Origin of the sequence: Methylobacterium sp. GXF4 (assembly GCF_000272495.1) — a bacterium.
Lineage (GTDB): Bacteria > Pseudomonadota > Alphaproteobacteria > Rhizobiales > Beijerinckiaceae > Methylobacterium > Methylobacterium brachiatum.
On the sequence record NZ_AKFK01000049.1, the window covers coordinates 1 to 25848 of the forward strand.

The 25848-nt window shown below is 71.9% G+C and carries 19 protein-coding genes; 12 read left to right on the forward strand and 7 right to left on the reverse strand.

Going from position 1 to position 25848, the window contains the following annotated elements:
• Positions 1-5: 5 nt before the first annotated feature.
• Positions 6-3908: a glycosyltransferase gene (locus tag WYO_RS28930; protein WP_007560547.1), complete on the reverse strand. Its 3903-nt coding sequence runs from the start codon at positions 3906-3908 to the stop codon at positions 6-8.
• Between the two features lie 545 nt (positions 3909-4453).
• On the opposite strand from WYO_RS28930, the gene WYO_RS06725 reads away from it, so the two are divergent.
• Together WYO_RS06725 and WYO_RS06730 are read left to right on the forward strand one after the other, a co-directional pair.
• Positions 4454-5359 (forward strand): glycosyltransferase family 2 protein, encoded by a 906-nt coding sequence (locus tag WYO_RS06725; RefSeq protein WP_244424094.1) that lies wholly within the window; start codon positions 4454-4456, stop codon positions 5357-5359.
• On the forward strand, positions 5356-6294 hold the full coding sequence (locus WYO_RS06730; RefSeq protein WP_007560551.1) for a glycosyltransferase family 2 protein: 939 nt from the start codon (positions 5356-5358) through the stop codon (positions 6292-6294). The genes WYO_RS06725 and WYO_RS06730 overlap by 4 nt, the downstream gene beginning before the upstream one ends.
• Here WYO_RS06730 and rutC read toward each other — a convergent pair whose 3' ends face one another.
• Genes rutC through rutA form a run of 3 tightly spaced genes read right to left on the reverse strand, consistent with a single transcriptional unit; the run spans position 6295 to position 8575 of the window.
• Complete coding sequence (gene rutC, locus WYO_RS06735; RefSeq protein WP_007560554.1) at positions 6295-6681, reverse strand: pyrimidine utilization protein C; 387 nt, start codon at positions 6679-6681, stop codon at positions 6295-6297.
• A 45-nt stretch (positions 6682-6726) separates the two neighbouring features.
• Positions 6727-7464 (reverse strand): pyrimidine utilization protein B, encoded by a 738-nt coding sequence (gene rutB / locus WYO_RS06740; protein WP_007560556.1) that lies wholly within the window; start codon positions 7462-7464, stop codon positions 6727-6729.
• A gap of 16 nt (positions 7465-7480) precedes the next feature.
• The gene (gene rutA / locus WYO_RS06745; protein WP_039902451.1) at positions 7481-8575 is read right to left on the reverse strand and encodes a pyrimidine utilization protein A; all 1095 of its coding nucleotides are present in this window, start codon (positions 8573-8575) and stop codon (positions 7481-7483) included.
• A 317-nt stretch (positions 8576-8892) separates the two neighbouring features.
• On the opposite strand from rutA, the gene WYO_RS06750 reads away from it, so the two are divergent.
• Positions 8893-9306, forward strand: a complete 414-nt coding sequence (locus WYO_RS06750; protein ID WP_007560560.1) for a DUF4864 domain-containing protein — start codon at positions 8893-8895, stop codon at positions 9304-9306.
• 23 nt (positions 9307-9329) lie between these two features.
• Here the strand turns inward: WYO_RS06750 and WYO_RS06755 are convergent, their stop codons facing one another.
• Positions 9330-9773: a hypothetical protein gene (locus tag WYO_RS06755; protein ID WP_007560562.1), complete on the reverse strand. Its 444-nt coding sequence runs from the start codon at positions 9771-9773 to the stop codon at positions 9330-9332.
• A 69-nt stretch (positions 9774-9842) separates the two neighbouring features.
• Positions 9843-10238: a hypothetical protein gene (locus WYO_RS06760; RefSeq protein WP_007560564.1), complete on the reverse strand. Its 396-nt coding sequence runs from the start codon at positions 10236-10238 to the stop codon at positions 9843-9845.
• Positions 10239-10470: 232 nt separating this feature from the next.
• On the opposite strand from WYO_RS06760, the gene thrC reads away from it, so the two are divergent.
• The 7 genes from thrC to WYO_RS06795 all read left to right on the forward strand — a co-directional run bounded on the left by thrC (position 10471) and on the right by WYO_RS06795 (position 19346).
• The gene (gene thrC, locus WYO_RS06765) at positions 10471-11883 is read left to right on the forward strand and encodes a threonine synthase (RefSeq protein ID WP_007560567.1); all 1413 of its coding nucleotides are present in this window, start codon (positions 10471-10473) and stop codon (positions 11881-11883) included.
• Between the two features lie 7 nt (positions 11884-11890).
• Positions 11891-13186, forward strand: coding sequence for a pitrilysin family protein (locus WYO_RS06770; protein WP_007560568.1), 1296 nt, complete (start codon positions 11891-11893; stop codon positions 13184-13186).
• A gap of 255 nt (positions 13187-13441) precedes the next feature.
• Positions 13442-16360 carry a sensor domain-containing phosphodiesterase gene (locus WYO_RS06775; RefSeq protein ID WP_007560570.1) on the forward strand — a complete coding sequence of 973 codons (2919 nt, stop codon included), beginning with the start codon at positions 13442-13444 and terminating at the stop codon, positions 16358-16360.
• 69 nt (positions 16361-16429) lie between these two features.
• The gene (locus WYO_RS06780) at positions 16430-16843 is read left to right on the forward strand and encodes a globin family protein (RefSeq protein WP_007560572.1); all 414 of its coding nucleotides are present in this window, start codon (positions 16430-16432) and stop codon (positions 16841-16843) included.
• A gap of 102 nt (positions 16844-16945) precedes the next feature.
• Positions 16946-17311: a hypothetical protein gene (locus WYO_RS06785; RefSeq protein ID WP_007560574.1), complete on the forward strand. Its 366-nt coding sequence runs from the start codon at positions 16946-16948 to the stop codon at positions 17309-17311.
• 29 nt (positions 17312-17340) lie between these two features.
• Positions 17341-18264 carry a ferredoxin--NAD(+) reductase gene (locus tag WYO_RS06790; RefSeq protein ID WP_039902454.1) on the forward strand — a complete coding sequence of 308 codons (924 nt, stop codon included), beginning with the start codon at positions 17341-17343 and terminating at the stop codon, positions 18262-18264.
• A gap of 38 nt (positions 18265-18302) precedes the next feature.
• A complete protein-coding gene (locus WYO_RS06795) occupies positions 18303-19346 on the forward strand; it encodes a hypothetical protein (protein ID WP_007560577.1) in 1044 nt (347 codons plus the stop codon).
• A 64-nt stretch (positions 19347-19410) separates the two neighbouring features.
• Here WYO_RS06795 and WYO_RS06800 read toward each other — a convergent pair whose 3' ends face one another.
• Positions 19411-21885, reverse strand: coding sequence for a glycogen/starch/alpha-glucan phosphorylase (locus WYO_RS06800; RefSeq protein WP_244424096.1), 2475 nt, complete (start codon positions 21883-21885; stop codon positions 19411-19413).
• 387 nt (positions 21886-22272) lie between these two features.
• Here WYO_RS06800 and WYO_RS06805 point away from each other — a divergent pair, with 387 nt between their 5' ends.
• Together WYO_RS06805 and glgA are read left to right on the forward strand one after the other, a co-directional pair.
• The gene (locus WYO_RS06805; RefSeq protein ID WP_007560579.1) at positions 22273-23856 is read left to right on the forward strand and encodes an alpha-amylase family glycosyl hydrolase; all 1584 of its coding nucleotides are present in this window, start codon (positions 22273-22275) and stop codon (positions 23854-23856) included.
• A gap of 220 nt (positions 23857-24076) precedes the next feature.
• On the forward strand, positions 24077-25618 hold the full coding sequence (gene glgA, locus WYO_RS06810; RefSeq protein WP_007560580.1) for a glycogen synthase GlgA: 1542 nt from the start codon (positions 24077-24079) through the stop codon (positions 25616-25618).
• The last annotated feature ends 230 nt before the right edge of the window (positions 25619-25848 follow it).

Genomic DNA, 25848 nt, shown 5'->3' on the forward strand with positions numbered 1-25848 from the left:
GGAGATCATGCGGCGTCCTCGTCGAATGGGTTCTTCGCCCCGGCCGGATTCAGGTCCAGGACGTAGTAGTCGCGCATCAGGTCGTCGTATTCGGGCGCCTGGATCGGCACCGAGAGCTCCCCGGCGCGTGAGATGTCGAGCGCCAGCAACCGGTCGTTGAAGGCGGCCGGATCATTCGCCAGGGCGTAGGGCAGGACATGGCCGTTCGGATAGGCCCGCAGCCGGTCGCCCTGGGCGCCGAGATCGAAGGCCACCACCGGCAGGCCGGTCCGCAGCCCGAGCGTCAGGGCATACGAATACGTTTCCGGCCAGATCGCCGGCAGCAGGACCAGGTCGGCGGAAGTCCGCCAGACCAGGTCGAGGGCCTCGTCGTCGCCGGCGTAGCGGCCGGTCTGGCTCACCCCGGCCCGCTCCAGGCCGCCCGCCAGCGCGGGATCGGAGAAGCCCACGATCGCGAACCGCAGCGGCAGCTTCCGGTCCTGGGCGTCGGTGGCCAGGGCCTGCAGGAACAGGCCGCCCTTGGTCGCGCTGATCGCGCCCAGCACCGCGACGCGGCGCAGGCGGCCCGGGCGCCTCAGGGCGGTGGAGCGCACGCTTCGGTCGGCCTCGACATGCGGCCGCACCGTGATCGCCAGTTCCGGATACACGCCGCCGATCCGCCCCGCCGTGTCGGCGGACGGCGCGAACACCCGCGCCGCCCCGGCCAGGAACCGCCCGAACGTGGCCCGCCGCTCCGCCGGATCCGGCTCCTCGTAGCCGTCCGCGTCCGAGGCCAGGCAGTCCCGGCACAGAGACACCGGCGCCAGCCCGCAATAGCGCCCGTCCGGCATCACCAGGTGGTTGCGGTGGCACACCGGCGAGAAGTCGTGCAGCGTCCAGGCATAGGGCCGCCCCGACCCGGACACGAGGTCCATCAGCGCCTGCGCCGCATTCCAGCGCAGGCCCGCCAGCGAGTGCACGTGGATCAGGCGCGGCGCCAACTGCTCCACGAACGCCGCCACCGCCTCGGCATCGCGCGGCAGGTACAGGCTGTCCAGGCTCGGCAGGTACACGAACTCCCGGCTGCGATACGAGACGTTGACCTGGATGTTCCGGGCCCGGTCGACCGAGAGCAGCACCACGGCCGTGCCCTCGCGTTTGAGCCGGGCGATCATGTCGTCGATGTGCCGCTGGATGCCCCCGCCCCAGCTATGGGTCACGAACAGCACCGCCCGGCCGCGGAAGTGTCGGGCGAGCCGGTGCAGGTCGAGCCGCGCCCGCCCCCGCCGGCCGGGATCGGCCTGGACGAACTGGCCGACGAGCGCCGGGTAATCCGGATGCTTGGCGAGCAAGGCCGCCTGGCCCTGGTCGTACTCGCCGCCCGGGTCGAGCCCGAACGAGATCTGCCCGGCATGGTAGACGTACACGTCCTCGGCCAGCAGGTTCGAAAACCCGGCCTTGCGGGCGCGCATGCACCAGTCGTTCTCCTCGCCGTAGCCCTTGCCGAAGGCGACCTCGTCGAGGGTCCCGACCGCGTCGAGCGCGGCGGCGGTCATGTAGAGGCAGAACCCGACCCCGGTGGGCACCTCGATGCTGCGGCCGCGGTTGAGCGTGCGGGCGGCCTGGTCGAGCTCGGGCCGGGGGATCTCCAGCGCCATGGTGTTGTTGGCGTTGAAGCGCGGGTAGCTGCAGATCGTGGCGTTGTTCGACAGCGGCGTGACGCTGCCCACCGGCGGGCGGCCGTCCGCGTCTGCCGCCTCGGCATGGGCGACGAGTCGGTCGAGCCAGTCGCCGAACACCTGGGCGTCGGAGTTGAGCAGGACCACGGCCTTGCCCTGGCGCAGACTGAGCCCGCGATTGACCGAGCGGACGAAGCCGAGGTTTTCCCGGTTCTCGACGAGGTGGAACAGGCCGCGGCCGGCGAGGTCCTTGAGGTCGGCGGAGAGCAGCGGGTCGGGGGACCGGTCGTTGACGGCGAGCAGGGTGAAGGGGGTCTTCTGCGGGGCGGCGAGGCAGGCGTGGATGGCGCGCAGGGTCTCGCCGCGGCCCTTGTAGACCGGCATGATCACGACGACCCGGGCCTGGGCGAGGGTCAGGGCGCGGGGCAGGCCGTCCCAGTCCTGCGGCTCGGGGGCCTCCATGGCCGGCCAGGCTCCGAGATCCTCGGGGCAGCCCATCAGCCCGGCGGCGCGCCCGGTGCGCACGTAGTGCAGGAACGGCGTCTCGCCCGGCGCAAGAAGATGCCCGTAGGTCTCCGCGTAGAACGCGATCGAGAAGGTCTTGCTCGGGTCGCGGCCCTCGTGCTGGCCGTAGGCGACGAAATGAGCGAGCGGGCCGCCCGCGGCGCCGGCGATGTCGGCATTGCGCTTGGCGTAGTACGCCGCGTCGAAATACGGCTCGAACAGCCGGGCCTGCTCGGCCAGGGCGTCCGCCTCGGAGGGCGGCGGCCCGTAGCGCGGGTCGAACCGCCCGGCCGCGATATCGACGCCGTGCAACAGTGCGGTGGCGAGATGGTGGACCAGGGGCGCGATGCCGGTCTCGCGCACCCAGGGATGGGCGTCGAGATAGGCGGTCCCGTTGAAATCGGGGCGCGGGTTGCGGCCCTGCCGCCAGCCGGTGTCGCAATAGTCGCGGATCGCGTCGACATCCTCGGCGAGGCCGTAGCGTTCCCGGTAGAAGGCGTGGTCGAAATGCAGCGCCGCCAGCCCGGCCTGCAGGTCCAGGGATGCCGCCCGGTCCAGGGGCTCCCGGCCGATCGCGCCGAGCCAGAGCGTGTCCTCCACGGGCGGACGCGCCGGGCGCAGGCCGCAGACCCGCAGCAGCGCGTCCAGCGTCGAGCGCCCCGGGCCCGGATCGCGCAGCTCCCGCCAGCCGCTTGTGGCGAAGTGCAGATAGGGTGCGGCCTCCCGCACGTCCGGGTAGGTCGCCCGGTACCAGGCCTCGTCCACGGCCGGGACGTTCAGCCTGTCCGTCCCTGAGAACGGCTGTTTACCCGTCAGCAGCGTCTCGGCGACGGTGCGGAAGAACGGGTCGCCGATCACCGCCCGGCTGCCGGCCCGCGCCTGCACGAAGCCGGCGGGGTCGAAATCCTGGCGCGGGCTGCGCATCGCCCGCCAGCCGCCGCTCACGTAGCTGCGCAGCAGCTCGGCGTCGGAGGCCGCGTCCGACCCGTCCAACCCTTGCCGGTAATAGGCGGCGTCGAAATAGGGACCGATCGTCTCGGCCTGAAGCGCGACGAGATCCGCCGGCTCGGGCCGGGCGGGGCCGCCGTGCAGGACGTAGTGCACCAGCGGGTTCTGGGTCGCGTAGGAGATGCCCCGGGTCAGGCAATAGGCCAGGATGTCGAAGTGCGGCGACGGCTCGCGGCCCTCGCGCCAGCCGGAGGCCATGTAATGGGCCACGGGGTCGACGCCGGCCGCCCCCAGGTCGGGGTTGTTGGCGAGGTAGAACGCCCCGTCCACGAGGCGGCGGGCCAGGCGCTCGGCCTGTTTCGTGTCGGGCCGGGGCAGGGCACCGCCCTTGGCGCGCTGCGCCGTCACCCAGTGCAGGAACGGGTTGATGCCGGCCCGGGCGAGATACGGCCGTGCGGCGAGGTAGTCGGCGGTGCAGAAGTCCGGTCGCGGGTCCCGGCCCTCGCGCCAGCCGACCGTGAGGTAGTCGCGCACCGGATCGACCGTGATGCCGTACCAGCTCGCGTAGAAGCCGGCATCGACATACGGCTCCAAAGCCGCGACCATGTGGGTCTCGATGTCGTCCCCGGCCTGTTTGCCGACCCACCGGGCGTGCAGGGCGGCGGGCCGGCCCAGCGGGTCGCTGAGCCGGCGCCAACCGAGGCGCAGGGCGCGGGCGGAGTCGACGGCGCCGCGCGCGACGGGCCGGCCGATGCGGCGCTTGAACCGCCCGAAGGTCGGGGGCAAACCGAGGCGCATCTCAGGGCTCTGCGGGGAAACGTGCGCCGCGTGCCGTCACGAGACGCGGCATCCGGCAGCCGCCTTCGGGGTCGACGCGGTCGAGGCGCGGGTCTCGGATCGGCTCATGGTCGGCAGCGTCGGGGCGTGCGAGGCGCGGGGGCGGGCCTCGCATTCTTCGCCCGTCGAACTAACGGAACCGACGGAGTCCGTAAACCATGGGCCGGCCCGTCCTCGGCCCGCGCGGCTGCGCGACCCGGCATGGCCGCTTGTCGGGGACCGGGGCCCGCGATATCGAAACGCCGGCCTCGCGCACCGTGCCAGGTATCGGACCCGGCACGGTGCGCGAGGTCTATGCTTCACATCGCCTTTTTCCGAAAGCCGGCAGCCACCTTTCGGGACGATGCTGTATCGGGACCGAATCGACGCCATGCCCCGCCGCGCGGGCTTTCCAGTCCGGCCTTCCCTCGCGAGCGATCCCTTCGATGCCGCGCCGCGGACCCCTCGACGTCGAACAGGCCGACGCCGTCGCGGTGGGGCGGGTAAGAGCGGCCGGAGCCCGGCCCGTGCCTGAACCGACGCCGGGCCGCCTCATGATCGGCATCACCCTGTTCCGGCCGAGCCCGGACCAGGTGGATCGGGTGCTGGCGCAGGCCGTCTCCGGATGCGCCGGGGTGATCGCCTTCGACGATGGCGGCCTGGCCGAGGCGGATGCGGAGCGCCTCACCCGGGCCGGGGTGACCGTCCTGTCGGCGGGGCGCAATCTCGGCATCGCGGAGGCGCTCAACCGGATCGCCGCGGCGGCCCGGGCGGCCGGTGCCGAGACCCTGCTGCTGCTCGACCAGGATGCCGAGCCAGAGACCGGGCTGGCCGCGGCGCTGCTGGCCGCCCGCGAGCGGCTTCGGGCGGCCGCGATCCCGGTCGCGGTCGTGGGGCCGGCCCCTGCCCCCGCACCCGGCCACAAGGCGCCTGCCTACCCGCCCCGCCCCGGCGCGCCGGCCTGCGGCGCCCTCCCTCCAGCCTGCGCCCCGGTGCAGTTCCTGGCGACCTCGGGCTCGCTCATCGACCTCGACGCCCTCGCCCGGATCGGGCCGTTCCGCGCCGATTTCTTCATCGACGGCGTCGAGCTCGAATGGTGCTTTCGCGCCTGGAGCCTGGGTTACGGCTGCTACCTGGCCCGGGATGTCGCGATCCCGCACCGGGTCGGGGGCGGGGTGATCCGCGGCTTCGGGATCGCGATGCCGCGCCAGCCCCTGTTCCGCATGGCGACCTACCTGCGCAACGCGGTCTATGCCTGGCGCCTGCCGCACGTCCCCCTGCGCTGGAAGCTCGCCCAGGCCGCCTACCTGCCGCTCCAGGCCGGCCTGTACTGGGCGGATTCGGGCTGGCGGCCGGCCGTGCTGCTGCGGCTGCTGGGGGCCGTCCGCGACGGCGCCCTCGGGCGCCTCGGCCCGCCCCCGGATCGCCCATGACCGACCGCGCCGCCCTCGACGTGGTGATCGTCAACTGGAACGGCGGCGCCCTCCTCCGCGCCTGCCTGGCGAGCCTCGCATCCGTCCGGGAGGCCGCATCCGTGCAGGTCATCGTGGTCGACAACGCCTCGCAGGACGGCTCGGCGGACGACCTGCCCGCCCTGCCCCGCCCGCTCCGGCTGATCCGCAACGCCGAGAATCGCGGCTTCGGCCGGGCCTGCGACCAGGGTGCCGCCGCCGGGGACGCCCCGGCGATCCTGTTCCTCAACCCGGACACGCAGGTCGCCCCCGACGCCCTGCTCGTGGCCCTGGACGCCCTGATGGCCGATCCGCGCACCGGGATCGTCGGCGCCCGGCTGGTCGACCCGGACGGGCGGACCGCCCGCTCCTGCGCCCGGGCGCCCACCGGTCTCGGCCTCCTCGGCCGCGCCCTCGCGCTCGACCGGCTCGGCCTCGTCCGGCCGCATTTCCTGCGCGAATGGGATCACGCCGACGACCGGGCCGTCGGCCAGGTGATGGGCGCGTTCCTGATGATCCGCCGGGACCTGTTCGCGGCGCTCGACGGCTTCGACCCGCGCTTCTTCGTCTATTGGGAGGATGCCGACCTCTGCACCCGCGCCCGCGCCGCCGGCTTCTCAGTGCGGCACGTGGCCGGGGCGGTCGCCCACCATGTCGGCCAGGGCACGACCCGGCAGGCCCGGGCGCGGCGCCTGTTCTACTTCCTACGCAGCCAGATCCTCTATGCCGGCAAGCATCACGGCCCGGCCGCCGCCCTCGCCCTCACCATGGCGAGTTTTTGCGCGCAGGTGCCGCTGCGGCTCGCCCTGGCGCTCGCCCGCCGCTCGCCGCAGGAGGCCGTCGAGGTGCTGCGCGCGGCCGGGCTCCTGGCGGCAGCGCTACCCGGCCTTGCGCCAAAACTTCTGCGGGGCCGGTGATCAGCGGCCGATATGGGCCACGGAGGCGATCTCCACGAGGGCGTCGGGCTTCACCAAGCCGCACTGGATGCAGTAGCGCGCCGGCTTCTCGCCGGGGAAGTAGTCCGCGTAGACCGCGTTGATCGCCGCGTAATCGGCCCAGTCCTTCAGGAAGACGTGGTTGAAGGTCACGTCGTCCATCGTGCCGCCCGCGGCCTCGACCACGCCCTTGATCGTCTCCAGCACGTGCCGGGTCTGGGCACCGGCATCGCCGACATGGACGACGTTGGCATCCGCATCGAGCGGCAGCGTGCCCGAGACGTACAGCACCCCGTCGGCCAGGGTGCCGGGCACGTAGGGGGCGAGCGGCTTGCCGGTCCCCGGCGGTATGACAACCTGCTTCGGCATTTCTTTTCCGGACTTGGCGTTGCGGGTGCGGGGACGGCGGGCGGTCTATTCGGCGGCGGCGCGGGTCTGCGCGCCGAGCGCCGCCGCGAACGACGCCACGTCCGAGACCCAGCCGAAGAAGGTCTCAATATTGGCGAGCGCCCCCTCGTGCAGGCTCCGCGGCCCGGCCTGGTGGGTGGCGTCCGCCAGGACGATCCCAAAATACTCCCGGTGGTAGCCGTCCCGCAGGGTCGACTCGACGCAGACATTGGTGGCGATGCCGGTGAAGACCAGCGTGTTCACACCCCGGGCCCGCAGCATGCTGTCGAGCGGCGTGTTGTAGAAGCCGCTGTAGCGCGGCTTGCCCAGCACGATGTCGCCGGGCTCCGGCTTCAGGGCGTCCACCAGGGCATAGTCCCAGGAGCCCTTGGCGAGGAGCTGCGCGTTCATCTCCGGCCGCCGCCGCATGGTCTTGAGGGCGTTGGACTTGTGCCAGTTCGGCGAGCCCGGGCCGCCAGCCTCGACGTAATCCGGATCCCAGCCGTTCTGGAACCACAGGATCCGGATGCCCGCGGCCCGGGCCGCCGCCACCGCCCGGATGATCCGGGCGATGACCGGGCCGGTCTCCGACACGTCGAAGCCCGCGAGGTCGAGATAGCCGCCCGGGCTGGCATAGGCGTTCTGCATGTCGACGACGATCAGCACCGTCGCGGCCGGATCGAAGGCGATCGGCTCGGGCCGGGCCGGCAGGATGACGCCGCCGTGGCGGCCATGGGCGTCGTGGAATCCGGCTTGCGTGTCCATCAGGCGACTTCTCTCATCACGCGACCTCGGCGAGCGGTGTCGGCACGACGTGCCGGCGGGATTGCATCAGCGGCTGGATCCGGGTCCCGAAGGCGTCGAGCCCTTTGAGGAAGTCGTCGAACACCAGCAGCACGCCCTCCACCCCGTCGATCGTCATGATCGCGTCGAGCATCTCGGCCACGTGGGCGTAGCTGCCCACCAGGGTGCCCATGTTGAGGTTCACCGCCGAGGTCGGGTCGGCGAGCTGGCGGACGTTCGTGTCGCTGCCGGACTTGGTGTCGGCCGCGCCCTGGATCCCGAGCCAGGCGATCGCCTCGGCATCGGCCCCCGCCTTGTAATGCTCCCAGGTCGCCATCGCGGCGGCGTCGGTCTCGTCGGCGATGATCATGAACAGCGCGAAGGCGGTCACGTGCCGACCGGTCTTGGCCCTGGCCTCCGCCAGCCGCTCCACCACGGGCGCGAAGGCGGTGGGGGTGTTGACCCCCTTGCCCAGGCAGAAATTGTAGTCGGCATATTGCGCCGTGAAGGCCATGCCGGCGCCGCTCTGGCCGGCGCAGATGATCTTCATCGGCGCCTGCGGCCGGGGGCTCAGGCGGCAATCGTTCATCTGGAAGAACGTGCCCTTGAGGTCGCTGGCCCCCGTCTCCCACAGCTCGCGTAGAATCTGAGCGTATTCCGACAAGTAGTCGTACCGCTTCAAGAAATACTCCTCGCCGGGCCACAGGCCCATCTGGTCGTATTCCGGCTTCTGCCAGCCGGTGACGAGGTTCAGGCCGAAGCGCCCGTCCGAGATCGAATCGATGGTCGCGGCCATGCGGGCGACGATCGCGGGCGGCATGCACAGGGTCGCCGCGGTGGCGAACAGCTTGATCCGGGTGGTCACCGCGGCGAGCCCCGCCATCAGGGTGAACGATTCGAGGTTGTGGTCCCAGAACTCGGTCTTGCCGCCGAAGCCGCGCAGCTTGATCATCGACAGGGCGAAATCGAGCCCGTGCGCTTCCGCCTTCAGGGTGATCTGCTTGTTGAGCGCGAAGCTCGGCCGGTATTGCGGGGCGTTCTCCGACAGCAGCCAGCCGTTGTTGCCGATCGGGATGAACACCCCGACGCTCATGGGAGCAACGTCCTTGGCCGGGACCGCCCCGGGGCGGCCCTCCGCGTCTGCCTGGCTCTGCGTCATCGCCCTCTGCCCCCTGCGACCGAGTCCCGCAGGACTGAGTCGGTCGCCGGGACGCTCGCAAAACCCGGGCGGAGAATCAAACCCGCGCGCGGGTTCGGGGCGGAAAATGCCACTCTTTCCAGCGACTTGCACAACCGAAGCGCGACGCCTGCACATCTCGCACGCGCAGTGCTTGCCGACCGGCCGCATCCATCTAGATGATCCGTCGGCTCAGGTGTCTCGTGGGAGGCGCTTGATCGGAGTGACCGTCGATGCGCGCGTGGCTCGCCCTCCTGCTGATCCTCGGCCTCGCGGGGCCGGCCCTGGCCGATGACGGCGCCCGGGCGGCGGCCCGGGCGGTGATCGCCAAGCAGGTCGAGGCGCTCGGGCGCGACGACGCGCCGACCGCCTATGCCCAGGCGGCCCCGGCGATCCAGGAGCTGTTTCCGAACGCCGACCTGTTCATCGGCATGGTCCGCAACCAGTACCGTCCGGTCTACCGCCACCGCAGCTTCGTGTTCGGCGAGGGCCGGGATACCGGGGCGGCGGGAATGGTGCAGTCGGTGGCGATCCAGGACGAGTACGGCGTCGACTGGACCGCCGAGTACAGCCTCGCCCGGGACGCGGACGGGGCCTGGCGCATCACCGGCTGCCGCCTGATCAAGGCGCCGGGCACGAGCGCCTGACCGGCGCTCGCGGTTCCGCCGGCCTACGCGGCGAGGGCCACGGCCTTCCGGATCGTCCCGTCGAGCGCGACGTGGACCGTGTGGCGCACGCCGTCCTTCGCGGCCGGAAGCTCGAAATGCTTGGGCTTCCGCTCCGGCACGCCGGCGACCGTGTAGCCCGCCGCCTCCGCGGCCCGGATCGCCCGGGCGGGATCGGCCGGCGGATGGGCGTGCTTCTCCTTCTCGGGCCAGTCGATCGTGCGGGTCGAGCCGTCCGCCAGGGTGAGGCGGGTGACCTTGATCGCGCAGGGCTTTTTCGTGCCCCGCAGCGCGACCCGGTCGCCGACCGCCAGGGTTATGTCCGCGGCGCCCTTCGGGCCGAGATCCGCCAGGATCCGCCCCCCTGCCCCGTCGAGGGCGAATCGGTGCCCGAACACGGCCCAGACGGTGCCGGCGGCCTCATGCGAATCGGTTCTCGTATCGGTCATGGTGGTGATCCTGTCGTGGGTGCCGGCATTGGCGGGGTCGTTTCCGAGCCCCGCCGGCGTGGCGAGGCGCTATCGGGCGTCGGCGGGCCGCAGCGTCCCGAGCTTGTCGACGAGCTGCAGGGTGATGTCGGCACAGGCCTTCATCGAGTCCTCGTCGGCGCATTTCACGTCGATCCGGGTGTCGCCCCGCTCGAGGCGGAAATGCGCGCCCTTCGGCGGCGGAGGCGGCGGCGGCGGACCGTCGGGGCCCGGGCCGCGCTGGGGACCGCCGGGGGGCGGCGGGGGCGGCCCGTCCGGACCGGGACCGCGCCGGGGACCGCCCGGGGGCGGAGGCGGCGGGGCGCCGGCCTCGGGACCCGGCCGCGGGCCGCCGGGCGGCGGGGTCTGGGCGATCGCCGCGGTGCCGAGCAGCAGCGCTGCGGCGCCGGCCAAGGCGAGGGGTCGAACGGCACGGGTTCGAATCATGTCGGCTCTCTTTCCGAAGGCACCCCGCAGGCGGGGTCGGGCCGCCCCCGCGGTGCCGGCCGGTCGGGCCGGGGTTCCCCGGGGGTGATCCGGTTCTAGGCGCGGCGGCGCAACCGGTCCTGAACCGGCCCGTTCAGGCCCGGTTAAACCGCGGCCCCCCCTCGGCCGCGCCGGGCTTTCGACAGGTCCGCCCGCATCGTGTAGAGGGGGCGCCTTCCTCCCGGAGGCCCCTGTGCTCCACGTCTCGACCCGCGGCGAGGCCGCACCGCTCTCGTTCTCGGATGCGCTCCTCGCAGGCCTCGCCCGCGACGGCGGACTCTACGTGCCGCAGACCTGGCCGCAGATCGGCCCGGCGGAGATCGCCGCGCTGGCCGGCAAGCCCTACGCGGAGGCCGCCAAGCGCGTGCTGCGGCCGCTGATGGATGGCGAGATCGCCGGTCCGGACCTCGACCGGATGATCGACGAATCCTACGCCACCTTCCGGCACCCGGCGGTCTGCCCGCTGACCCAGCTCGACGACAACCTGTTCCTGCTGGAGCTCTTCCACGGGCCGACGCTCGCCTTCAAGGACGTGGCGATGCAGCTGCTCGGGCGGCTGATGGACCATGTCCTCGCCAAGCGCGACACCCGCGCCACCATCGTGGGCGCGACCTCGGGCGATACCGGCTCGGCCGCCGTCGAGGCCTTCGGCGGCCTCGACCGGGTCGACATCTTCATCCTCTACCCGCACGGGCGGGTCTCCGAGGTCCAGCGGCGGCAGATGACCTCGGTGCCGGCCCAGAACGTCCACGCGCTGGCGGTGGACGGCACCTTCGACGATTGCCAGAACCTGGTCAAAGCCTTGTTCCAGCACGCCGAATTCGCCGATGCGGTGCGCCTGTCCGGGGTCAACTCGATCAACTGGGCCCGGGTCGCGGCGCAGGCGGTCTACTATTTCACCAGCGCGGTGGCGCTCGGGGCGCCCCACCGGCCGGTCTCCTTCGCGGTGCCGACCGGCAATTTCGGCGACGTGCTCGCCGGCTGGGTCGCCAAGCGCATGGGCCTGCCGATCGAGCGGCTGATGATCGGCACCAACGCCAACGACATCCTGGTGCGCACCCTGGAGCACGGCGCCTACGAGCTGCGCGGCGTCGTGCCCACGACCTCGCCCTCCATGGACATCCAGATTTCTTCGAATTTCGAGCGGCTTCTGTTCGAGGCCCTGGGGCGCGACGCCTCGGCGCTGTCGCGGCTGATGGCCGGGCTGAAGCAGTCCGGCGGCTTCTCCCTGAGCCCGGACGTCCTGGCCACGGTCCGCTCCGAGTTCGATGCCGTCGCCGTGCCCGAGAGCGACGTGATGGAGGAGATCGCCCTGACCCAGGCCGCCACCGGGATCGTGCTCGATCCCCACAGCGCCATCGGGGTGCGGGCCGGCCGCCGGCTCCTGGAGAAGGACCCGGCCACCCCTGTCGTCGCCCTCGCCACCGCGCACCCCGCGAAATTCCCGGACGCGGTCGCCAAGGCCACCGGCGGCCTGCGCCCAGCCCTGCCGCCGCACCTCGCCGACCTCATGGACCGGCCCGAGCGCATGACCCCTGTGGCCAACGACCAGGCCGCGGTGGAGCGGCTGATCCGCGAGCGCGCCCGCATCACGAAGGGTGCCTGAGCCCGCGATGAACCAGCATTTCTCCACGCACGCCGCTTCCCCGGACCTGCGCACCACGCGGCTCGCGAACGGTGTCACGGTGGTCACCGAGCCGATGCCCGGGGTGGCGACCGCCAGCCTCGGCGTCTGGGTCGGCGCTGGCTCGCGCAACGAGCGGGCGGATGAGGCCGGCCTGTCCCACCTCATCGAGCACATGGCGTTCAAGGGCACCCGCACGCGCACGGCCCAGAAGATCGCCGAGGAGATCGAGAATGTCGGCGGCGAGATCAACGCCGCCACCTCCACGGAGGGGACGAGCTACACCGCCCGGGTGCTCGGCGAGGATGCCGGCCTCGCCCTCGACGTGATCGGCGACATCCTCACCGATTCGGTGTTCGATGCCGGCGAGCTCGCCCGCGAGAAGGGCGTGATCCTGCAGGAATACGCCGCCGTCGAGGACACCCCCGACGACGTGGTCTACGACGCCTTCACGGAAGCCGCCTTCCCAAACCAGCCGGTCGGCCGGCCGATCCTCGGGCGGCCCGAGACGATCCGGAGCTTCGACGAGGCCGGCATCCGCGCCTATCTCGCCCGGGAATACACGCCGGACCGCATCGTCGTGGCCGGGGCCGGCGCGGTCACCCACGAGGCGATCGTCGCGGCCGCCGAGCGCCATTTCGGCGCCCTGCCGGCAACGGTGGCGCCTGCGGCGGTGGCGGGGCTCTACGGCGGCGGCGAGCGGCGGATGCCGCGCAAGCTCGAACAGGCCAACGTCGTGATCGGCCTGCCCGGCCTGTCGTTCCGGGACGAGCGCTACTACGCGCTGCACATGTTCGCCCAGGTGCTCGGCGGCGGGCTGACCTCCCGGCTGTGGCAGGAGGTGCGCGAGACCCGCGGCCTCGCCTACGAGATCCAGGCCTTCCACTGGCCGTTCTCCGATTGCGGCCTGTTCGGCATCGGCGCCGGGACCGCCGGCGCGGACCTGCCCGAGCTGGTCGACGTGACGCTGGCGGCCACGGCCCGGGCCGCCCGCGACCTCGCCGAGCCCGAGATCGCCCGGGCCAAGGCGCAGCTGAAGGTGTCCCTGCTCTCGGCGCTGGAGACGCCCGGTGGGCGCATCGAGCGCAACGCCCGCCAGATCCTGGCCTGGGGCCGGGTCATTCCCGCCGGGGAGGTGATCGACAAGGTCGACGCCGTCACGGTGGCGGATGTGCGGGCCGTCGCGGCCGACATGCTCAAGGGCGCGCCGACGCTGGCGGCGATCGGCCCGATCCGCAAGCTGCCCACCCTCGACCGGATCGCCGCCGCCCTCGGCGCAGCCTAGGGCCGCGTTCCGGGTGCCGAAGCCGGGGCGACGCGCCAGGTCTTTGATGGGGCAGCCTCTTTTCCGAAAGCCGGACGCCGCCTTCCGGGACGAGGCTGTGAAATCCACCGCAAACCCGCCCCGGCCGGGCGCCGCCCCCGCGCACCCAACTTGATTTGGCCGCAAAGGGGCGCGATCCGCGGGGTCCGGATCCGGACCGGGGCGGCTGCCCCGGGATCGGGGCCGTCCTATCGATCGCGGCCGCCCGGGTGGCCGATGCCGAAGCTCGCACGGCCGGAACTCAAGACACCCTTGCGCATCCTCGCCCTCCTCCTGACCCTGGTCGGTGCCCTGTCGCTGGCCGTCTCGGCGAGCGCTCCGGCCCTGGCCGTCGAGGCGGTGCGCGTCACCCTCGACGCGCCGGTGATCGACCTGACCACCGCGATCGAGCGCTACCGCTCGGACGGGGACCTGATCCAGATCTCGACGGCGCCGGGCAAGGACGGCATCGTCCGCCGCATCGTCGTGAAGGCGCGCGATGCCGGCGCCCGGCCCGACTGGATCGTGTTCGCGCTCACCAACGACACCGACGAGCAGATCGACCGCATCCTGGTGGCGCCGCATTTCCGGCTGGTGGATTCCGGGGTGATCTGGCCCGATCTCGGCGGCTCGCGGATCGCCGCCATCACGGCGAGCCAGGGCATCCGCCCGGAGCGCGACGAGAACCCGGAAGCCGACCAGTTCACCATCACGCTGGATCCCGGCACGACCGTCACCTACGTCGCCGAGCTGCGCGGCCCCAACGTCCCGCAGCTGCACCTGTGGGATCAGGACGCCTATCGCCGCAAGACCGCCGGGCTGACCCTGTACAAGGGCATCATCATCGGCATCAGCGGGCTGCTGGCCCTGTTCCTGACCATCGTGTTCGTGGTCAAGGGCGCGATCATCTTCCCGGCCGCCGCGGCTCTGGCCTGGTCGGTGCTGGCCTATGCCTGCATCGATTTCGGCTTCCTGCAGCGGGTCTTTCCCGTCACCGAGCTCGCCGAGCGGGTCTACCGGGCCTCCGCCGAGGCGGTGCTCGGGGCGACGCTGCTGGTGTTCCTGTTCGCCTACCTGAACCTCGCCCGCTGGCACGTGCGCTACAGCCACGTGGCGTTCTTCTGGCTCGCCTTCCTGGCGGGCCTCGTCGGCCTGGCGGTGTTCGACCCGCCGGTGGCGGCCGGGGTGGCGCGCATCTCCATCGCGGCCGTGGCCGGGATCGGCCTGCTGCTGATCGTCTACCTCGCCGCCCATAACGGCTACGACCGCGCCATCCTGCTAGTGCCGACCTGGCTGCTGCTGGTGGTCTGGGTCACGGCCGCCGGCTTCGCGGTCACCGGCCAGATCGGCAGCGACCTGGTGCAGCCGGCCCTGATCGGCGGCCTCGTGCTGATCGTGATGCTGATCGGCTTCACGGTGCTCCAGCACGCTTTCGCGGGCGGCGGCCTCAGCCACGCCCTGGTCTCGGACACCGAGCGGCGGGCCCTGGCGCTGACCGGCGCGGGCGACGTGGTGTTCGACTGGGACGTGCCCGCCGACCGGGTCTTCGCCGGCCCCGAGATCGAGGCCCAGCTCGGCCTGCCCCGGGGCACCCTGGAGGGCCCGGCGACGAACTGGCTCGGCACGCTCCACCCGTTCGACGTGGAGCGCTACTCGGCGGCCCTCGACACGGTGATCGAGGAGCGGCGCGGGCGCATCGTCCACGATTTCCGCCTGCGCTCGGCCGCCGGCACCTATTTCTGGTACCGGCTGAAGGCGCGGCCGGTGATCGGCGCCGACGGCGAGGTGATCCGCGTGGTCGGCACCATCGCGGACGTCACCGAGATCAAGACCGCCGAGGAGCGCCTGCTCCACGACGCCGTGCATGACAGCCTGACCGGCCTGCCCAACCGCGAGCTGTTCGGCGACCGCCTCGACGCGGCTCTGGCCTTCGCGGGCCAGGACCAGCGCCTCCGACCCACCGTGATCGTGCTCGATGTCGACCGGTTCAAGGGCATCAACGACGCCATCGGCCTCTCGGCGGGCGATTCGATCCTGCTGACCCTGTCCCGCCGGCTCGGCCGCCTGCTGCGGCCGCAGGACAGCCTGGCCCGGATCTCCAGCGACGAATTCGCCGTGATCCTGCTGTCCGAGCGCGACCCCGACCGGATCCTGGCCTTTGCCGAGATGATCCGCCGGGCGATCGCCACGCCGATCACCTATGCCGACCGGGAGATCTTCCTCACGGTCTCGATCGGGCTCGCCCTCTACGAGGCCGGCGCCAACCTCAAGCGCGACGAGGTGTTCAAGAGTGCCGAGATCGCCATGATCCAGGCCAAGCGCAACGGCGGCGACCGCATCGAGGTGTTCCGCGCCCATATGCGCACCGACCGCTCCGACCGGCTGATGCTGGAGAGCGACCTGCGCAAGGCGATCGAGCGCAACGAGTTGCGGGTGCTGTTCCTGCCGGTGGTCCGCCTCGAGGACCGCACCGTGGCGGGGTTCGAGACCGTCTTGCGCTGGGACCATCCGAAGCTCGGTCGGATCCCGGCCTCGACCTTCATGCCGCTGGCCGAAGAGAGCGGCTTCGTGGTCAATCTCGGCATCTTCGCCCTGGAGCGCACCGCCCTGGAACTCGCCGCCTGGCAGCGCTCCCTCGAGGTCGAGCCGCCGATCTTCGCGGCCTGCAACCTGTCCTCGCGCCAGCTCCTGCGCCACGATCTGCTGCACGACGTGAAGACCGTGCTGGCCCGCTCCGGGGCCCTGCCCGGCTCGCTCAAGCTGGAATTCAGCGAGAGCCTGGTGATGGAGAACCCGGAATACGCCGCCCAGATGCTGGCCCGGATCCACGACCTCGGGGCCGGCCTGTGCCTGTCGGATTTCGGCACCGGCTACTCGGCCCTGTCCTACCTCCAGCGCTTCCCGTTCGACACGATCAAGGTCGACGCGACCTTCGTGCGCCAGATCGGCACCGGCCAGACCGCGATCCTGCGCTCCATCGTCCGGATGGCGAGCGAGTTGAACCTCGCCATCGTGGCGGAGGGCTGCGAATCGGAGAGCGACGCCCAGGCGCTGGCCGGCCTCGGCTGCGAATACGCCCTCGGCCCCGCCTTCGGCGAGCCGATGACCATGCTCCAGGCCCGCCAGATCGTCGGCGCCGCGCCCGAAGCCGCCTGATACAGGTTTCACCCGGCCCGAGCCGGGCTATAACCCCGCCGGGGGACAGGTCTTTCGGCAGGGGATGCGATGACGCCCGATCAGGTCCGGCTCGTCCAGGACAGTTTCGCGAAGGTACGGCCGATCGCCGGGACGGCGGCCGACCTGTTCTACGGGCGCCTGTTCGAGATCGCCCCGGAGGTCCGCCCGCTCTTCCCCGACGACATGGCCGAGCAGAAAAAGAAACTGATGGCCATGCTGGGCCTGGCTGTGGCCAATCTCGGCCACCCGGAGACCGTGGCCCCGGCGATCCAGGAACTCGGGCGCAAGCACGTCGCCTACGGCACGCAGGCCGCCCATTACGCCCCGGTCGGCGCCGCGCTGCTCTGGACCCTGGAACAGGGCCTCGGCCCCGACTTCACCCCCGAGGTCCGCGAGGCCTGGACCGAGACCTACACGCTGGTGGCCGGGTTGATGAAGGGCGCGGCAGCGGAGGCCGCCTGAATACCCTCGAATGCCGCCGATCGGTTTAAGCCCCCCTTAACCATGTCCGCGCAAGCTCCTGTTGACAGGCGGGCCCTCCGGCGCCCGTGAAGGGGATGGCGGATGGCCGAGGCGGCGAGGCGTTACCAGCAGGCGGGCAGCTCGGATCTCGTGCGTCGTCTGATCGCCCGACCAGTCCGGCTGGAGCAGCAGGCCCGGACGCGGCTGCCCCTGCCCGGCCAGGAGGCCCACGGTCCCAGCGTCCCCCAGGATGACCTGCTCGCGGAATCGGACGAGGCCGACGAGATCGCCCGGCTCGAGACCGAGCTGCAGGTGATGAAGGCGGTGCTCCGGGCCCAGCGGCAGGAGGTCGAGGCCCTGCGGGCGCAGCGCCAGCTCCTGACCGAGTCCGCGGCGAGCGACGACGTCCGGGCGACCCGCGAGCGCTGGGCGTCCCTGGTCGACACGCTGCTGATCCGCGCCCGGTGATCCCTCTCCAGACCAAGCGGGGTACGGCCATGGGCGCGCGCTGCTCGCTCGTCGTCAACGGCCGGTCGGTGCGCGTCTCGACCGGCGACACGCCACTCGAGGCGGCGCTCGCCGAAGGCATGATCGCGCCCGTCCAGGCGCAGCTCGCCAACCAGCTCGCCGGCCAGGGCAGCGCCGCGCCGTCGAGCCGCCGCCCGCCGGCCCGTCGCGCCCGGGCCGAGGCCCTGCGGCCGAGCCTGCCCGGCGCCCCGATCCTGGGCCAGGAGGAGGCCCCGCCCCCGCCGGTGGCGATCCGCAAGGGCACCGTCTCGGAGATCCGCCGGCTCTGCCCCGGCATCGTCGAGGTGGTGGCGACCCTGACCCGGCGCCCGAACCTCGAACCGGGCCACCAGGCCCTCGTCACCTTCGCGGGCCTGCCCGCGATGACCCTGTCCCCGACCCTGCGGATCGACGGCTCGGCCGAGATCAACGAGGCGGTGTTCCACATCCCCCGCGATCCCGAGGGCGGCCCGGTCGACGCGATCCGCCTCGACCAGCCGGTGCGCCTGAAGGGCCCCGTCGGCCGCGGCCAGTACCGGCCCGGCGGCGGGCGCCTCGTGCTGGTGGCGGCCGGGGCCGGCTTCGGCCCGATCTGGGCGATCGCCCGGGCGGCCCGCTACATCGAGCCCGCCCGCGAGATGGCCCTGGCGGTGGGCGCCCGCGACGCCCTCGACCTCTACATGCGCGAGAGTCTGGACTGGCTGCGCTGCACCGGCGTCGGCCGGATCGTGCTCTGCGCCGATCGCGGCCGCCAGCGTCCGCCGGACGTGCGGTCCGGGCCGCTCACCGCCCACCTGCCGAGCCTGCGCGCCACTGACGTCGTCCACGTGGCCGGCGACATCGCCACGGTCGGCGCCGTGCAGGTGCTCGCCGCCTCCGTGGGCGCGCGCTGCTACCCGATCGTGCTCGACTGAACCCCGCATTTCCGGCGCCCGGTCGAGCGGATTCCCCGATGCTCCGCGTGCTCTGCCTCGGCTACAGCGTCACAGAGCTGCCGGGCTATGTCGAGCGGGCCAACGCCCTCGCCGCGGCCGAGGGGCGGCCGGTCACCTTCCTGCGCAGCGGCTGGGGCGGGCATTCCCTGCCCGCGATCGCCTGCCTAATCGACGAGATCCTCGACGCGATCCCCTGCGACCACGTCCTGCTGGAGCTGTTTACCGGCAACGTCCGCTACTTCGACGGCGCGACGATGCGGGCCTATCTGGACGACATCCTGGCGGCGACGGCGCGCCGGAACCTGCCGGTGGCCTTCCTCAACCTCCACCAGGGCGGGGTCGATTACGCGGCCGAGCCCGTCGCCGGCCTGCTCGGCGCGTACCGCGCCCTCTACGGCATCCCGTATCTCGATATCGCCGCCCCGGTGGCCGAAGCGGGGGCGGGCGACATCACCTACCTGCTGAAGGACGGGACCCATGTCGCCCCGGCCGGGGCCGAGCTCTACGGCACCCTGGTCTACGCCCTGATGCGGGCGCCGCCCCCGGGCCGCGCCTATCTCGACCGGTTCCGGGGCTTGCCGGTCCGGTTCGACTCGCTGCCGCTGCGCACCCTCCCCGGCCTGGAATGCGGGTTCGACCTGCGCCGCAACGGCATCCCGCTGCACTTCCTGGAGATTCCCGAGGGCGCGAGCGTCGAGATCCCGCTCGGGCGCCCGCGCCACGTGATCGGCCTGCTCGTGACCTACGGGCCGCGGGCGGGCACGCTGACGATCCGGGATCCGGCGCGCGGGCGGACCCGCGCGATCACCGCCTACGACGAAGTCTCGTATTACACGCGCTCGGTCTACCGCAGCGCCGTGTTCCCGGCCGCGCGGTCCCTGACGATCACGCAGGAGGCCGCGCTGCCGGACATCGCCCTGCGCAAGGGCGAGCCGGACCGGGGCGCGCGGCTCGGGCGGATGTCGCACGTCTTCGTCCGGCGCCGGCTCGGGCTCGCCGAGCGCGTCGCGCTGCTCCGCCACCGGCTCTGGCGCCGGCTGAAGGGTTTCCGAAGGGCCTGAGGCCCTTCGGCGGGGTGTCGGGGCAGGCCCCCGACTTCGGGCGAAGCCCGATAAGGCCGGGACGTCAGCTCAGGCGGACGCGCCAGATCTCCTCGGCGTATTCGCGCATCGACCGGTCGGACGAGAACCACGCCATCCGGGCGGTGTTGCGGATCGCCTTGGCCCACCAGCCGCGCGGGTCGCGCCAGGCGGCGTCGATGGAGCGCTGCACCCGCCAGTAATCGTCGAAATCGGCGGTGAGCAGGTACTGGTCGCGCTGGCGCAGGTCGTCGGTGAGCGGCCGGAACCGGCCCGGCTCCTCCGGCGAGAACCGCCCGGAGGCGATCATGTCGAGGGCGGCCGCCAGCCGCGGCGAGGCCTGGATTGCCTTTGCGGCGTAGCCCGGCTCGGCCTCGCGCGCCTGCACCCCGGCCGCGTCGAGGCCGAAGATAAAGATGTTGTCCGCCCCGACATGGTCGCGGATCTCGATATTGGCCCCGTCCAGCGTGCCGACCGTGAGCGCGCCGTTGAGGGCGAACTTCATGTTGCCGGTGCCCGACGCCTCCATGCCGGCGGTGGAGATCTGCTCCGACAGGTCGGCGGCCGGGATGATCGCCTCCGCCAGGCTCACCGAGTAGTTCGGCAGGAACACCACCTTCAGCCGGCCGGCGATGTCCGGATCGTCGTTCACCGCCTTGGCCACGTCGCAGGCGAGCTTGATGATCAGCTTGGCCCGCACGTAGCTCGGCGCCGCCTTGCCGGCGAAGATCTTCACCCGGGGCGTCCAGTCCCGGTGCGGCTCGGCCTTGATCGCCTGGTAGAGCGCCACCGTCTCGACGACGTTGAGCAGCTGGCGCTTGTATTCGTGGATGCGCTTGACCTGGACGTCGAACAGCGCGTCCGGGTCGATGTCGGTGCCGGTGCGCTCGGCCACGAGCTTGGCGAGCGCCTCCTTGCGCTGCCGGCGCACGGCGGCGTAGCGCGCCACGAAGGCGGGATCCTCGGCATGGGCCTCGAGGCCCCGGAGCAGCTCGGGATCGTCGAGAACGCCCGCGCCCACCGTCTCCACGGCGAGCCGGGTGAGGCCCGGATTGGCGTTGTGGAGCCAGCGCCGGAAGGTGATGCCGTTGGTCTTGTTGACGATCTTGTCCGGATCCAGGGCGTGCAGCGGCGCGAACACCGTGGACCGCATCAGGTCGGTGTGCAGCGCCGAGACGCCGTTGACCCGGCGGGAGCCGTGGAAGGCGAGGTGCCCCATCCGCACCCGGCGGCCATGGGCCTCGTCGATCAGCGAGATCGAGGCCAGGTAGGCGGCGTCCTGGTGGGCGGCGTCCTGGCGGCCGTGCTTGGCCTGCTCCTCGAGATGCATCCAGTTGATCAGGTAGATGATCTGCATGTGGCGCGGCAGCAGCCGCTCCATCAGCTCCACCGGCCAGGTCTCCAGCGCCTCGGGCAGCAGGGTGTGGTTGGTGTAGTTCAGCGTGTTGGTGGTGACGTGCCACGCATCCTCCCAGGAGAGGTCGTGGTCCTCCATCAGGATGCGCATCAGCTCCGGCACCGCGATGGCCGGGTGGGTGTCGTTGAGCTGGATCGCGGCGTGGTCCGGCAGGGACCGCACGTCGCCGCGCTCCGTGACGTGGCGGGCGATGAGGTCCTGGAGCGAGGCAGAGGTGAAGAAGTATTCCTGGCGCAGGCGCAGCTCCTGGCCGTCGGCCGAGGAATCGCTCGGATAGAGCACCCGCGAGATCGCCTCGGCGCGCATGCGCGCCGCGACCGCGCCGACATGGTCGCCGCCGTTGAAGCGGGCGAGGTCGACGGGCTCGCCGGCCTCCGCCTTCCACAGGCGCAGCCGGTTGACGTGGCGCCCGCGCCAGCCGACCACCGGGATGTCGTGGGCGACCGCCTGGACGGTCTCGGCCGGCTGCCAGTGGCGGCGGATCACGCCCTCGCCGGGCGAGGACAGGGTGACGGTGCCGCCGAAGCCGATCCTGTAGGTCGCGTCGGGCCGGACGAACTCCCAGGGGTTGCCCTCCGCGAGCCAAGTCTCCGGCGCCTCGCGCTGCCAGCCATCCTCGAAGGATTGGCGGAACAGGCCGTGGTCGTACCGGATGCCGTAGCCGATCGCCGGGATCCCGATGCTGGCCATGCTGTCCATGAAGCAGGCGGCGAGCCGCCCGAGCCCGCCATTGCCGAGCGCCGCGTCGGGCTCGGCTTCCTGCACGGCGTCGAGATCGACCCCGAGCTCCCGGAGCGCCGCCCGGGTCGTCTCGGTGAGGCCGAGGTTGTTCATCGCGTCCGACATCAGCCGGCCGATCAGGAATTCGAGCGAGAGGTAGTAGACCCGCTTGTTCGGCACGGCCTTCTCGGAAGCCATGCAGGCCGCCACGATCCGCTCGCGCAGGGCCAGCGCGGTCGCGGCGAACCAGTCGCGCGGACGGGCGTTCTCGGGCGTCCGGCCCAGCGCGAAGCTGAGCTTGGCGCGGATCGATTCCCGCAGGTCGACCACGGAATCGCCGGTCTGGGACAGGAGCGGCGCGGTCCAGGCGGCGGGCGCCGGGATCTGGGAAGCGCTGTCGTCGCGCGAGGCGTCCCGCGGGGCGGGCGGAGTGAGAACGTCGTTCAGCACGTGCAGGTCCCCCAAAGTCGGCTCCCTGGATGCTAGCGCCAGGGGTATCGTGGGCGGATTATCTCTTTTGATGGATTGCCACCGCGTGAACGGGCGGACATCCGAGCCCCGAAGCCGCGACTGTGCGGCCGGCTTCCGGGCGAAGTCGTGGCAGCGCCGCCCCGACCGGGGTGCGCGACTACGCGGCCAGAGATATGGCGCGACTACGTGACATTCTAGACACAACGGCCGGCCCGGCCAGCCCGCATCGCGCGCATCTGAGCCGTCGCCAGCGCGCGGCTCAGCGGTTAACCCTGCACCCGGGGATTCGCGAGGGGCAGCATGACCGAGACCGTCTGGTGGAAGCGTGGGACCGTCTACCAGGTCTATCCCCGCTCGTTCCAGGACACGAACGGCGACGGGGTCGGCGACCTGCCGGGCATCACGGCGCGGTTGGACTACCTCGCCTGGCTCGGGGTCGACGCCGTGTGGATCTCGCCGGTCTACCCCTCGCCCATGGCGGATTTCGGCTACGACGTGGCCGATTACTGCGGCATCGACCCGTTATTCGGCACGCTCGCCGATTTCGACGCGCTGATCGCCGAGGCCCATCGGCGCAAGCTCAAGGTGATCCTCGACTTCGTGCCCAACCATTCCTCGATCGCGCATCCGTGGTTCGCCGAGAGCCGGTCGTCGCGGTCGAGCCCGAAGCGGGACTGGTACATCTGGCGCGACCCGGCCCCGGGGGGCGGTCCGCCGAACAACTGGGTGTCGAATTTCGGCGGCCCGGCCTGGACGCTCGATGCGGCCACCGGCCAGTACTATTACCACGCCTTCCTGGCCGAGCAGCCGGACCTGAACTGGCGCAACCCCGCCGTGCGGGCCGCGATGCACGACGCCCTGCGCTTCTGGCTGGAGCGCGGCGTCGACGGGTTTCGGGTCGACGTGATCTGGCACCTGATGAAGGATGCCGGATTCCGCGACAACCCGGCCAATCCCGACTATGCGCCGGGCACGCCCGAGATCAACCGCTTCACCCAGGTCTATTCCGCCGACCGCCCGGAGGTGTTCGACGTGATCGCCGGGATGCGGGCGGTGCTGCGCCAGTACGGCGAGCGGGTGCTGATCGGGGAGATCTACCTGCCGATCGAGCGGCTGGTGGCCTATTACGGCCCGGATCTCACCGGCGCCGACCTGCCCTTCAACTTCCAGCTGATCCAGACCCCGTGGCGGGCCGACGCGGTCGCCGACCTCGTGGCCAATTACGAGGCGGCGTTGCCCGAGGGCGGCTGGCCGAACTGGGTGCTGGGCAACCACGACCAGCCGCGGATCGCCGCCCGGGTCGGCGAGGCCCAGGCGCGCATCGCCGCGATGCTGCTGCTCACCTTACGCGGCACCCCGACCCTCTATTACGGCGACGAGATCGGCCTCGGCCACGTCCCGATCCCCCCGGGGCGCGCCCAGGACCCCTGGGAGCGCAACGAGCCCGGCCACGGCCGCGACCCGGAGCGCACGCCGATGCAGTGGGACGAGTCCCCGCAGGCCGGCTTCTCCACCGCGGAGCCGTGGCTGCCCCTCTCCGAGGATTGGGCGACCCGCAACGTCGAGAGCCAGCGCTCGGACCCCGGTTCGATGCTGACCCTGCACCGGCGGCTCCTGGCTCTGCGGCGCGACCATGCGGCGCTCGCGGTCGGCGACTACCGGGGGCTGCCGGTCGAGGCCGCGGACGTGTTCGCCTACGAGCGCAGCGCCGACGGGGAGAGCCTGCGGGTGATCCTGAACTTCGGCGATGCCCCGCAGAACCTGCCGCTGCCCGAGGGCGATTGGGGCGTGCTGCTCTCGACGCTCGCCGGCCGGGCGGGCGAGCGGATCCGGGCGCACCTCGCCCTCGCACCCGCCGAGGGGGTGATCCTGCGCCGGGCCTGAGGGCCCGGCCCTCCCCTGCCATCTCTTGTCGCAGTGCAGCGCAGTCATCAAGCTGTGGCCGAATCTGTAACCGATGCTTAAGGCTGTCCCTGGCCTATTTTGTGCGTCGCAGCGGAACTGTTGCGACGAAGGAGCATTGGACATGGTTGAGGCCGTGACAGCCGTGTCTGCCCGATCCTCTGCCCGACCGGGGCATCCCGCCCGGCCAGGATCGATGCCCATGCACGACGCGCTTCGCGGTGGTTCGCTCGCCGACGAGTCCTTCGGCGAGAGCGGCGGTGCCGCAGCGCAGTTCACCAACCCGGCTTGGCCGGCCTCGCTGCGCCGCCGCATCCTCTACGCCACCCCGGAGATGGCCGATTTCGTGAAGACCGGCGGCCTCGGCGAGGTCTCGGCCGCCCTGCCCCGGGCACTGGTGCCGCATTACGACATCCGCGTCCTGATCCCCGGCTACCGCCAGGTCCGGGCCGCCTTCCCGGAGATCCCGGTGGTCGCCCGGCTCGAGGGCTTCGCGGGCGTCCCGCCCTGCGACCTCGGCCTGGTCGAGGCCGCCGACGGATTGCGCATCTACGTCCTGCTGGCGCCCGAGCTCTACGAGCGCGACGGCACGCCCTACGGCGACGCCCACGGCGATTTCGGCGACAACGACCTGCGCTTCGCCCGCCTGAGCCTCGCGGCCGCGGAGATCGCCGCCGGCGCCGATTCCGACTGGGCCGCCGACCTGCTGCACCTCAACGACTGGCAGGCTGCCCTCGCCCCGGCCTACCTGGCCTGGCGCGGCCGGCGCATCCCGAGCGTGCTGACCATTCACAACCTCGCCTATCAGGGCCTCTTCCCCCGCGACAGCCTGGGCCGCCTCGGCGTGCCGGATTCGGCCTTCCAGGTCGACGGCGCCGAGTTCTACGGCCAGCTCTCCTTCCTCAAGGCCGGCATCTTCTACGCCTCGCAGGTCACCACCGTGAGCGAGACCTATGCCCGCGAGATCCAGACCCCCGAGATGGGCTGCGGGCTCGACGGGCTGCTGCGCACCCGCGCCGGCCAGGGCCGGCTCGCCGGCATCCTCAACGGCATCGACGAGAGCTGGGACCCGAGCACCGACCAGCACCTCGCCACCCGGTTCGAGGTCGACGACTGGAAGGGCAAGCGCGCCAATGCCGAGGCGGTGCGCCAGCAATTCGGGCTCGCGGTCTCGCGCGGGCCGCTCTTCGCCATCGTCTCGCGCCTGGTGCACCAGAAGGGCATCGATCTGAGCCTGCAGGCGGCCGAGGCGATCGTCGCCGAGGGCGGCCAGCTCGTGGTGATCGGCCAGGGCGAGGGCCGGTTCGAGCAGGCTTTGCGCGGCCTGGCCAAGCGCCACCCCGACGCGGTCGGCGTCCATGTCGGGTTCGAGGAGGCCCAGGCCAGGCGGATGTTCGCCGGCAGCGACTTCCTGCTGATGCCCTCGCGGTTCGAGCCGTGCGGGCTCGCCCAGATGTACGCCCAGCGCTTCGGCTCCCTGCCGATCGTGCACCGCACCGGGGGGCTGGCCGACACGGTCGAGGACGGGGTGACCGGCTTCACCTTCGCGGAGGCCTCGGCCACCGCGTTCGGGTCGGCGGTCCGCCGGGCCTTCGAGGCGTTCGGCCAGAAGAAGCGCCTCAACGCCATGCGCCGGCGCGCCATGGCCGCCCGGTTCGGCTGGGACCAGGCCGCCGACAGCTATGCCGGCCTCTACGCCCGCGCCATGGGCAACAGCCCGGCGCTGCGCTGGCGCGCGGCGTAAGGCCGGGTTTCCAAAGGGCTCAGCCCTTTAGCGGGGGGGCGGGGGCTGGGAAGCCCCCGAGACACCAGGGCTCTGCCCTGGACCCGCAAAAGGTCACGGACCTTTTGAATCCGTGACCTTCGGGGACGAGCCCCTATCGCTCCAGCACGAAGATCATCGTGGCGAGCGGCGGCAGGGTCAGCGACAGGGACTGGGCCTGGCCGTGGCTCGCCTCCCCGTCGGTGTGGCGG

What these genes read in the sequence shown, in the direction of transcription:
- WYO_RS28930 (WP_007560547.1), bottom strand. Translation starts at nt 3,908, where the DNA reads ATGCGCCTCGGTTTGCCCCCGACCTTCGGGCGGTTCAAGCGCCGCATC.
- WYO_RS06730 (WP_007560551.1), top strand. Translation starts at nt 5,356, where the DNA reads ATGACCGACCGCGCCGCCCTCGACGTGGTGATCGTCAACTGGAACGGC.
- rutC (WP_007560554.1), bottom strand. Translation starts at nt 6,681, where the DNA reads ATGCCGAAGCAGGTTGTCATACCGCCGGGGACCGGCAAGCCGCTCGCC.
- rutB (WP_007560556.1), bottom strand. Translation starts at nt 7,464, where the DNA reads ATGGACACGCAAGCCGGATTCCACGACGCCCATGGCCGCCACGGCGGC.
- rutA (WP_039902451.1), bottom strand. Translation starts at nt 8,575, where the DNA reads ATGAGCGTCGGGGTGTTCATCCCGATCGGCAACAACGGCTGGCTGCTG.
- WYO_RS06750 (WP_007560560.1), top strand. Translation starts at nt 8,893, where the DNA reads ATGCGCGCGTGGCTCGCCCTCCTGCTGATCCTCGGCCTCGCGGGGCCG.
- WYO_RS06755 (WP_007560562.1), bottom strand. Translation starts at nt 9,773, where the DNA reads ATGACCGATACGAGAACCGATTCGCATGAGGCCGCCGGCACCGTCTGG.
- WYO_RS06760 (WP_007560564.1), bottom strand. Translation starts at nt 10,238, where the DNA reads ATGATTCGAACCCGTGCCGTTCGACCCCTCGCCTTGGCCGGCGCCGCA.
- WYO_RS06770 (WP_007560568.1), top strand. Translation starts at nt 11,891, where the DNA reads ATGAACCAGCATTTCTCCACGCACGCCGCTTCCCCGGACCTGCGCACC.
- WYO_RS06775 (WP_007560570.1), top strand. Translation starts at nt 13,442, where the DNA reads ATGCCGAAGCTCGCACGGCCGGAACTCAAGACACCCTTGCGCATCCTC.
- WYO_RS06780 (WP_007560572.1), top strand. Translation starts at nt 16,430, where the DNA reads ATGACGCCCGATCAGGTCCGGCTCGTCCAGGACAGTTTCGCGAAGGTA.
- WYO_RS06785 (WP_007560574.1), top strand. Translation starts at nt 16,946, where the DNA reads ATGGCCGAGGCGGCGAGGCGTTACCAGCAGGCGGGCAGCTCGGATCTC.
- WYO_RS06790 (WP_039902454.1), top strand. Translation starts at nt 17,341, where the DNA reads ATGGGCGCGCGCTGCTCGCTCGTCGTCAACGGCCGGTCGGTGCGCGTC.
- WYO_RS06795 (WP_007560577.1), top strand. Translation starts at nt 18,303, where the DNA reads ATGCTCCGCGTGCTCTGCCTCGGCTACAGCGTCACAGAGCTGCCGGGC.
- WYO_RS06805 (WP_007560579.1), top strand. Translation starts at nt 22,273, where the DNA reads ATGACCGAGACCGTCTGGTGGAAGCGTGGGACCGTCTACCAGGTCTAT.
- glgA (WP_007560580.1), top strand. Translation starts at nt 24,077, where the DNA reads ATGCACGACGCGCTTCGCGGTGGTTCGCTCGCCGACGAGTCCTTCGGC.